The organism is Rhodomicrobium sp. (assembly GCF_047605405.1).
In the GTDB taxonomy this organism is placed as follows: Bacteria; Pseudomonadota; Alphaproteobacteria; order Rhizobiales; family Rhodomicrobiaceae; genus Rhodomicrobium; species Rhodomicrobium lacus.
The window spans coordinates 88,309-96,983 of record NZ_JASGFR010000009.1 but is presented as its reverse complement, the minus strand read 5'-3'; the positions used below and the strand labels follow the sequence as shown (position 1 = coordinate 96,983).

The window sequence follows — 8,675 nt, the reverse complement described above, 5'->3', positions numbered from 1 at the left end:
TGGTCGGGTTCGAACTGGCGGGCGGAGCCGAGGCGGGCCGCCGCTTCATCGACGCGCTGCAACTGTTCCTGCACCTCGCCAACATCGGCGACGCGCACAGCCTCGCGATCCATCCGGCCTCTACCACGCACGCGCAACTCGCGCCCGAATCGCAACTCGCATCCGGCGTCACGCCGGGCTATGTGCGCCTTTCGGTCGGCATCGAGAATATCGAAGACATCCTCGCCGATCTCTCGCAGGCACTCGACAAGGCATAGGCAAGCCCAAAGGCATGGCTCTCAATCTCAAAGTACCGCAGGCGGAAACGCGCGAGCAGCGGCTCGGCACCATCATTCAATGGGATGGCGCGGCCTCGCAACTGGCGCGCGATTCCGCCTTCACCCATGGCTGCCAGAAGGGCTGCGATAACGGCGGCAGACGTCTTTGCGAGGCGTCCACGCCCTTCTCGCAAGCCTCGATGTGCGCCGAACAGATCGCGGTGACGAATGCGACCATCATCCAGGAATCGGTCGTTATCCAGCATTCGCCCATCGGCTGCGCGGCGAGCCAGACCTTCACCTGCCGCTATTACCGCGACCTCGCCGAGCGCCGTGGGTGGAAGCTGGAAGATCCGAAAGCCATCTGCACCAACCTCATCGAACAGGATATGGTCTTCGGCGGCATCCGCAAGCTTGAGGAGACCATTCGCGAGGCGTGGGAGCGGCATCATCCGAAGGTGATCTTCATTGCCGCATCCTGCGCGAGCGGCATCATCGGCGACGACATAGAAAGCGCGGCGCGCAGCCTTGAGGCTGAACTTGGCGTGGTGATCGTGCCGCTCTATTGCGAAGGTTTCCGCTCGAAACATTGGTCGAGCGGATGGGACGTGATCGAACATGGCATCCTGCGCCGCCTTGTCAGCCGCGAGGGAAAAAAGCAGCCCGACCTTATCAATGTGATCCATCTCGGTGGGCCGGATGTGTTCAGCCCATTGCTCGCGCCTCTCGGACTCAAGACCAATCTCGTGATGGGCGGTAGTACCCTCGATACGCTCGCGCAGATGTCCGAGGCGCAGGCAACCGTCACCATGTGCTTCGTGCTGTCTTATCTCGCAACGGGGCTGGAGCAAGACTACGGCGTGCCTGAAGTGAAAGCGCCGCTTCCCTACGGGCTCGCCGACACCGACAGGTGGTTGCGCGAAATCGCGAGCGTCACGGGGCGGCAGGGCAATGTCGAGGCCGTCATCGCGGCGGAGCGCGAACGTATCGCGCCCGAGCTGGAACGCATCCGCAAGGCGCTTGCCGGCAAAAAGGGCTTCGTCGCCGCCGGTGCCGCCTTCGCGCACGGCCTGCTGGTCGTTCTGCGCGAACTCGGCGTCGAGGTCGACAGCGCCTTTTCCTACCATCACGACCCGGCGTCCGACAGCGGCGACCCGACCCAGGACACGCTCAGCAATCTCGTCGACGGTTGGGGCGATATTCCCAACTACACCGTCAGCCCCGACCAGCATTTTCAGGCGCATGCGGCCTTGCAACGCTCCAAGCCCGACTTTGTGGTCTGCCGTCACTCCGGCACGTTCGCCTCACTGGCCGCTCGCATGGGCATTCCGGTGCTGCCGATTTTCTACTCGAACGACGGCATCGGCTATCAGGGGCTTATCACCATCGGTCGCGCGATCCTTCGCGTGTTGCCGCGACGGCGCTTCTACGAGGACGTCAGCGCACATTCGCGCTTCCCTTATCAGAAATGGTGGCTCGAAGAGACTGATCCTTTCGCCCCCATCATCGAGCCCGACTGATCGGATCCACCCCGCATGCCCCCTCTGAAAAACACGTCGCTTACCGGGGACTGTCCCCACTCCGGTCCAATCGAGCAGGTCCGCTACGGCTGCACGCTCGGAGCGCTCGCCAGCGTCATCGCCATCCCGGGCGCGGTTCCCATCACACATTGCGGCCCGGGCTGCGCGACGAAGCAGTTTCATGCGTTGTCCGGCATCAATGCCTACCAGGGCGGCGAGTGCCACGTGCCAAGCACGAACATGGGAAACCGCGAAGTCATCTTCGGCGGCGCGGATCGGCTGGACGAGCTGATTGCGGCGACGCTGCGCGTGATGGAAGCCGATCTTTTCGTGGTGCAGACAGGCTGCATCCCCGGCCTCATCGGCGACGATGTGGAAAGCGTAGTGAACCGCTACCGCAGGCGCGGGGCGCCCATCGTGTTTGCTGATACGGCCGGCTATCGCGGCAACAACTTCACTGGCCACGAGACGATTGCGCGCGCCATCATCGACCAGCACGCGGGCGATTACGACGGCCCGAAACACGAGCGACTGGTGAATGTCTGGTCGCTGCTGCCTTATCAGAACCCGTTCTGGCGCGGCGATCTTGCGGAAATCCGCCGCATCCTCGAAGGCATCGGCCTTGAGGTTAACATCCTGTTCGGCCCCGCGTCAGATGGGGTTTCGGAATGGGAAGCCATACCGCGCGCGAAGTTCAATCTCGTGCTGTCGCCGTGGCTCGGGCTTGAAACTGCGCGCCACCTCGAAACGAAATATGGGCAACCGTTCCTGCACGTGCCCGCCATCCCCATCGGGGCGCGGTTGACGGGCCGTTTCCTGCGCGATGTGGCGTCCTTCGCCGGGCTGCCGCCGGAGCCGGTCGAAGCCTTCATTGCCCGCGAGGAGCGAGATTATTACCTTTACCTGCGCGATTTTTCAGCGTTCTACGCGGGCTGCACCAGTCAGTACCGGCTCCCGTCGCAGTTCGTCATCATCGGGGAGAGCGCTTACACGCTGGCTGTCGCTCGCTTTCTCGCCGATCAGCTCGGGCTCTTCCCCGGCGTTCAGATCGCGACCGAAAATCCGCCCGACACGGAGCGCGATTCGATCCGTGCGCAATTCGCTAACCTTGCCGAGGGCGTGACCGCCGAAGTCGCGTTCGTCGAGGATGGACACCTTGCGCACAGGCTGGTGCTCGAAACTGATTTCACGGGCCACTACCCGGTTGTTTTCGGCTCGACGTGGGAAGGTGAACTCGCCAGACGCATTGGCGCACCGCTCATCGAGGTCGCGCATCCGGCGACCGACGAGGTTGTCCTTTCGCGGAGCTATGTCGGTTATCGAGGAGCGCTCCAGCTTCTCGAACGCACCTATACGGCCGTCGTACGCGAAAGCACCTTGGGCTGACAAATATTGATGAGCGGCTGAAACGAGCTGCATGCCGTGCGGATATTGCCGAAAAGCGGATGGCTCTCGGATGGCTGGAACCAAAGAAACAAAAAAGAAACGGCATTTTGTGGGGCACTGCATGCGTAGCAGAGCCGGTTCGAGCGACCTCACATGGCAATTTGAGCCCGTTCGTTTGGCGCGCTGAGTGCTGTTCATCTGGCGCGGACGGGCGGAACGCCTCGCAGCCCAGCGTCAGAGCCCTTCGCTCAAAAGCGCCAATTGCACCGTCCCCGGCTTCATCTTGTAGAAGATATGGCCGCCGATCTGCGTGATCTTGATCAGTTCATGCCGCCAGGACGGGTGCACATAGGTCGCGTGGTAATGCGTGGCGTAGCCCACATCGTCAAGCCACACCTCGCCCGCGATGACCTGCTTCGCGAGCTTCACGGCCGTCGCCCACTCCTCGCGTTCCTTCACCGCGTTGCGCTTGCCGGTGCAGGTGAACGAGAACTGGCAGCCGGTGCGCAGCCGCTCGCCCTGATAGACGACGCCGCAGATGGTTTTCGGATAGAACGGGCTCCTGATACGGTTCATGACCACCTGCGCGACCGCGATCTGTCCCTTCACCGGCTCGTCGCGCGCCTCGAAATAGATCGCGGTGGCCATGCAACGCAGTTCACGCGCGCGGAATTCGTCTTCGGTCAGACCGCCGAACAGCGTTTTCGGCTGCTCGGGCGAGAGGCTCGCATTCTTGAGAAGCCCCGCCCACTGCGTGTCGCGCGATTCGACCGGCGGGGGAGGCGTATCCATCGCGGCTGGCGCTTCGTCGCGAGGGGCGAATGCCGTCATGAACAGCGAGGCGCTTGCGAGGGCGGCGTTTTCTTCGGGATCGGGGCCCGCCTTCGCAAGATCGAGACGCAGCGGATCGGCCTTCATGCGGCGCGCGATCGTGTCGCTGCCGGCGGCCTTCAGTGCATAGGCGAACTTGTCGGCCCGCGGGCCTTTCTGGCTGTCGTAAAAGAGATGCGCGGCCTGCGGCGGAAGCGGTTCGGTCACTTCAGCGGTTTCGACGAGGGTAGGCGCGACCTGCGAAACGCCGGTCGTCGTCAGCATCGTTACGCGGTAATCGATGGCGCGGCGGATGTCCGGATCGCGCCAGGCGTATCCGCCGACGGCGAAAATACCCGCGAGTATCGTATACCCCGCAAGTTTCGCGACAGATCTGCGTGCTTTCAGAGTAAGCGGAACGGCGCGCGGCGCTTCCACAGCGTACACGGGTTTCCGGATGACCTCGAATTTCTGCTGGGGCCGCGAAACGAGCGCCCTGCTTTGCCCCTGATATCCGGTCATCGGACGGCTACTTCTCATCGACACTCCTACGCAACGCAGAACATAACGGCCGAACGGTTAACAGCCCGTTAGGGGACGCCGTACAAATCGAGCGTTCCAGCTATAGCTTCTTTGGTGTCAAAATTACGGAAGTGCTGCGCGGTGGGCTTTTGCGCGCTTCAAGAGGCCGCGCGCGAAACGCGAAACTCGGCGGCGGCGCGCCGGATCGTGGTAAACGGCCGGTTATTCCAGTCGTTAAAAAATTCGCTTTCGGCGAGCGCCAGACCTTTGCGGCCGAATTCGGATGCGATTTCGGTCTCGACCCAGTTGCGCGCTTTAACCGCGCGAAGGCGAGCGAGACGGTCTTCCTGGTGAAGCCATGTCTCGTGCCGTGCGAAAGCGTCGAACAGCGGCGAAAGGCCCGCTCCGCTCGTGACCGATACGGAAAGGCATTCCGGCTCCCATACATCCGCGTCGCGATGGGAGAGCGACAACGCGCCCTTGAGGTCCGAAAGCGCGCGGGTGGCAGCGGCGCCGATGTCGGCCTTCGTCACGACGGCTATATCCGGAATTTCGGCGATGCCCGCCTTCATGAACTGAAGCGAATCGCCGGAAGCGGGCTGAATGCACAGCACCACGGTATCGGAAACGGACGTGATGTCCGTCTCGGACTGGCCCACGCCAACGCTTTCGATGATAACGCGGTCGTAGACGGCGCGGAGCAGGATCGCGGCGGGGTAGGCGATATCGGCGAGGCCGCCGAGGCGATTGCGCGCGGCGACGGACCGGATGAACACACCGTTGTCCTCGGGATCGCTTCGCATGCGCACACGGTCGCCGAGAAGCGCGCCACCGCTCGCGCGCGAGGACGGATCGACAGCAAGCACCGCGACCGTTTGCCCGGCTTTGCGCCAGCCCGCGATCAGCGCGTTGATCATGGTCGATTTGCCAGCGCCGGGCGGACCGGTGATGCCGATGGCGGTGCCCTTCGGCTCCTCATACGCCCTGTCGAGCAGGTCTGCCGCCGGTCCGGGACTGGCTTCGATCGCCGACAGCGCGGCGGCTACCTTTCCCTTGCCGCCTTCGCGGATGGCGTCGAGCGTCGGAAAGAGTATAGGCGCGGTCGCTGTCATGCGCTCATCCGGCAGAAGTGAATTGCGATAAGGGCGCGGCTTCATGCCCCCCGCACGCTGTTAACGCCCGCGCCGCCCCTTCGTCCATTGGCCGAAAGGGCAAGCGCGGGATTTTTTCACTCAGCGGTCTTCGAGCTTCTTGTTCGCGGCTTTCTTGCTTGCGATGGCGGCCTGCGCCGCAGCAAGACGGGCCACCGGCACGCGGAACGGCGAGCACGACACATAGTCGAGGCCGACGGTCTCGCAGAACGCAATGGAGGCCGGATCGCCGCCATGCTCGCCGCAGATGCCGAGCTTGAGCTTCTCGCGTGTGGCGCGGCCTCTCTCCGATGCGAGCTTCACCAGTTCGCCTACGCCCACCGTATCGATGGAGACGAACGGATCGGCCGTATAGATGCCCGCCTTCAGGTAGTCGCCGAGGAAGGCGCCCGAATCGTCGCGGCTGATGCCGTAGGTCGTCTGCGTGAGGTCGTTCGTGCCGAAGGAGAAGAACTCCGCCGATTCCGCGATCTCGCCCGCGCGGAGCGCCGCGCGCGGCAGTTCGATCATGGTGCCGACCTGATAGTCGATCTTCGTGCCCGTCGCGAGTTGCACGTCGTTCGCAACGCGGACGATGATGTCTTTGATGATGTCGAGTTCTTTCTTCGTGGCGATCAGCGGCACCATGATTTCGGGCACCACAGGCTTGCCGGTGCGCTTTGCGGCTTCCACGGCGGCCTCGAAGATGGCGGCCGCCTGCATCTCGGCGATTTCGGGATAGGTGATCGCGAGGCGGCAGCCGCGATGGCCCAGCATCGGGTTCTGCTCGGTCAGCTGGTTGACGCGCGCGCGGAGCGCCGTTGGATCTATGCCGAGCGATTGCGCAAGCTCCACGATTTCCGTGTGGCCGTGCGGCAGGAACTCGTGCAGCGGCGGGTCGAGAAGCCGGATCGTCACGGGCAGGCCCTGCATGATCTCGAACAGGTCGATGAAGTCCTGGCGCTGCATCGGCAGGATCTTGGCGAGCGCGGTGCGACGGCCTTCGGTATCGTTCGCCACGATCATCTCGCGCATCGCCATGATGCGGTCGGTGTCGAAGAACATGTGCTCGGTGCGGCAGAGCCCGATGCCTTCCGCCCCGAACTTGCGCGCCTGCTCGGCGTCGCGCGGGGTGTCGGCGTTGGTGCGGACCTTCATGCGGCGCACGCCGTCCGCCCATTCCATGAGCTTCGCGAAATCGCCCGTGAGTTCCGGCTGACGCATCGCAACCTCGCCCTGGATCACCTGACCCGTCGAGCCGTCGATGGTGATGATGTCGCCTTCCTTCAGCGTGACGCCCGAGGCCGTCACCGTCTTCAGTTCGGCGTTGATGCGAAGCGCCGAAGCGCCCGACACGCAAGGCCGGCCCATGCCGCGAGCAACGACCGCCGCGTGGCTCGTCATGCCGCCGCGCGCGGTGAGAATGCCCGCCGCCGCGTGCATGCCGTGGATGTCTTCGGGGCTCGTCTCGTTGCGGACGAGGATGACGCTCTTGCCGAGCGCCTTCAGCTTTTCGGCGTCGTCCGGCGAGAACACGATTTCGCCCGAGGCTGCGCCCGGCGAGGCGGGCAGGCCGATGGTCAGGATGTTGCGCTTCGCCTTGGGGTCGATGGTCGGGTGCAGGAGCTGATCGAGCTGCGCCGCCTCGATGCGGCCGATGGCATCCTCGCGGCTGATGAGGCCTTCATTCGCCATGTCGACGGCGATCCTGAGCGCGGCGGGTGTCGTGCGCTTGCCGTTACGACATTGCAGCATCCAGAGCTTGCCTTCCTGGATGGTGAATTCGATGTCCTGCATGTCGCGATAGTGATTTTCGAGCGTATGGCAGATCGCCACGAACTCCTTGAACGCTTCGGGCATCACGGTTTCGAGCGAGGGCTTGTCGCTTCCCGCCTCGATACGCGCGACTTCGGTGATGTTCTGCGGCGTGCGGATGCCCGCCACCACGTCCTCGCCCTGTGCGTTGACGAGGAATTCGCCGTAGAGCCGCCCGTCGCCCGTGGACGGGTTGCGCGTGAAGGCGACGCCGGTCGCGCTCGTGTCGCCACGATTGCCGAACACCATCGCCTGCACGTTCACCGCCGTGCCCCAGCTTTCCGGAATATGGTTCAGCTCGCGGTATTTGATGGCGCGCGCGTTGTTCCAGCTGTCGAACACGGCCGAGATGGCGCCCCAGAGCTGTTCCTTGATATCTTGCGGGAACGGCTTGCCGAGCTTTTTCTGTACCACGGCCTTGTATTGCTCGATCAGCGTGCGCCAGTCGTCGGCGGTGATATCGGTGTCGAGGTCATAGCCGTTCTGATGCTTGTAGTGTTCGAGGATCTCCTCGAAGTTCTCGTGCTTCACGTCGAGAACGACGTTCGAATACATCTGTATGAAGCGGCGATAGCTGTCATAGGCGAAGCGGCGGTCGCCGGAGCGGGCGGCGAGCCCTTCCACCGTCTCGTCGTTGAGGCCCAGATTGAGGATCGTATCCATCATGCCGGGCATCGACGCGCGGCTGCCGGAGCGCACCGAAACGAGGAGCGGGTTGGCGGCATCGCCGAGCGTTGCACCGACTGTCTCGCCAATATAGCGCACCGACTCGTCGACCTGGGCCGCGAGACCTTCCGGCATCTTCTTGCCGTTGGCGTAATAGGCGTTGCAGACCTCGGTCGTGATCGTGAAGCCGGGCGGCACCGGCAAGCCGAGATTCGACATCTCGGCGAGATTGGCACCCTTGCCGCCCAGAAGCTCGCGCATCTCGGCCGAACCATCGGCCTTGCCAGCCCCGAAGCGGTAAACGAATTTTTGCGCGCCCGACATTTCATTGCTCCGATTTTCGCAGGCGGCTGCCCCCGAGCCGTCGCCAGATTTTCTTTCGCATGATCCCGCCGCAGCCGCTTCTCCCGGGTGCAGTCGCCCATCCATGATCGTGGCGAAACTTTCTGCGAGGCGCAGGTTGGTTTCAAGGATTTTCACGGTCATGTCTAAGGCGAGCTGGAGGGGGTGAAGGCTGGCCATGGATCAGCTCACGTCGTCTTCATAAACATATGGTGCGGCTCCCGTTC

At 63.4% G+C, this 8,675-nt stretch carries 6 protein-coding genes; 3 read left to right on the top strand and 3 right to left on the bottom strand.

Translation table 11 applies throughout. The features are described from left to right. The 3 genes from QM659_RS05780 to QM659_RS05770 all read left to right on the top strand — a co-directional run. A partial coding sequence (locus QM659_RS05780; protein WP_415187702.1) for a PLP-dependent transferase occupies positions 1-257 on the top strand: 257 nt, incomplete at its 5' end. Between the two features lie 14 nt (positions 258-271). Further along, a complete protein-coding gene (locus QM659_RS05775; protein WP_415187701.1) occupies positions 272-1,777 on the top strand; it encodes a nitrogenase component 1 in 1,506 nt (501 codons plus the stop codon). 15 nt (positions 1,778-1,792) lie between these two features. Beyond that, positions 1,793-3,163 carry a nitrogenase component 1 gene (locus QM659_RS05770; protein WP_415187700.1) on the top strand — a complete coding sequence of 457 codons (1,371 nt, stop codon included), beginning with the start codon at positions 1,793-1,795 and terminating at the stop codon, positions 3,161-3,163. 234 nt (positions 3,164-3,397) lie between these two features. Here QM659_RS05770 and QM659_RS05765 read toward each other — a convergent pair whose 3' ends face one another. The 3 genes from QM659_RS05765 to ppdK all read right to left on the bottom strand — a co-directional run bounded on the left by QM659_RS05765 (position 3,398) and on the right by ppdK (position 8,430). Next, positions 3,398-4,513: a cell wall hydrolase gene (locus QM659_RS05765; protein WP_415187699.1), complete on the bottom strand. Its 1,116-nt coding sequence runs from the start codon at positions 4,511-4,513 to the stop codon at positions 3,398-3,400. A 140-nt stretch (positions 4,514-4,653) separates the two neighbouring features. Then, the gene (locus QM659_RS05760; protein WP_415187698.1) at positions 4,654-5,607 is read right to left on the bottom strand and encodes an ArgK/MeaB family GTPase; all 954 of its coding nucleotides are present in this window, start codon (positions 5,605-5,607) and stop codon (positions 4,654-4,656) included. Between the two features lie 120 nt (positions 5,608-5,727). Next, complete coding sequence (gene ppdK, locus QM659_RS05755) at positions 5,728-8,430, bottom strand: pyruvate, phosphate dikinase (RefSeq protein ID WP_303485749.1); 2,703 nt, start codon at positions 8,428-8,430, stop codon at positions 5,728-5,730. Between the last annotated feature and the right edge of the window lie 245 nt (positions 8,431-8,675).

Coding starts and splice junctions, on each gene's coding strand:
- QM659_RS05760 (WP_415187698.1), bottom strand. CDS start 5,607: ATGACAGCGACCGCGCCTATACTCTTTCCGACGCTCGACGCCATCCGC.
- ppdK (WP_303485749.1), bottom strand. CDS start 8,430: ATGTCGGGCGCGCAAAAATTCGTTTACCGCTTCGGGGCTGGCAAGGCC.
- QM659_RS05765 (WP_415187699.1), bottom strand. CDS start 4,513: ATGAGAAGTAGCCGTCCGATGACCGGATATCAGGGGCAAAGCAGGGCG.
- QM659_RS05775 (WP_415187701.1), top strand. CDS start 272: ATGGCTCTCAATCTCAAAGTACCGCAGGCGGAAACGCGCGAGCAGCGG.
- QM659_RS05770 (WP_415187700.1), top strand. CDS start 1,793: ATGCCCCCTCTGAAAAACACGTCGCTTACCGGGGACTGTCCCCACTCC.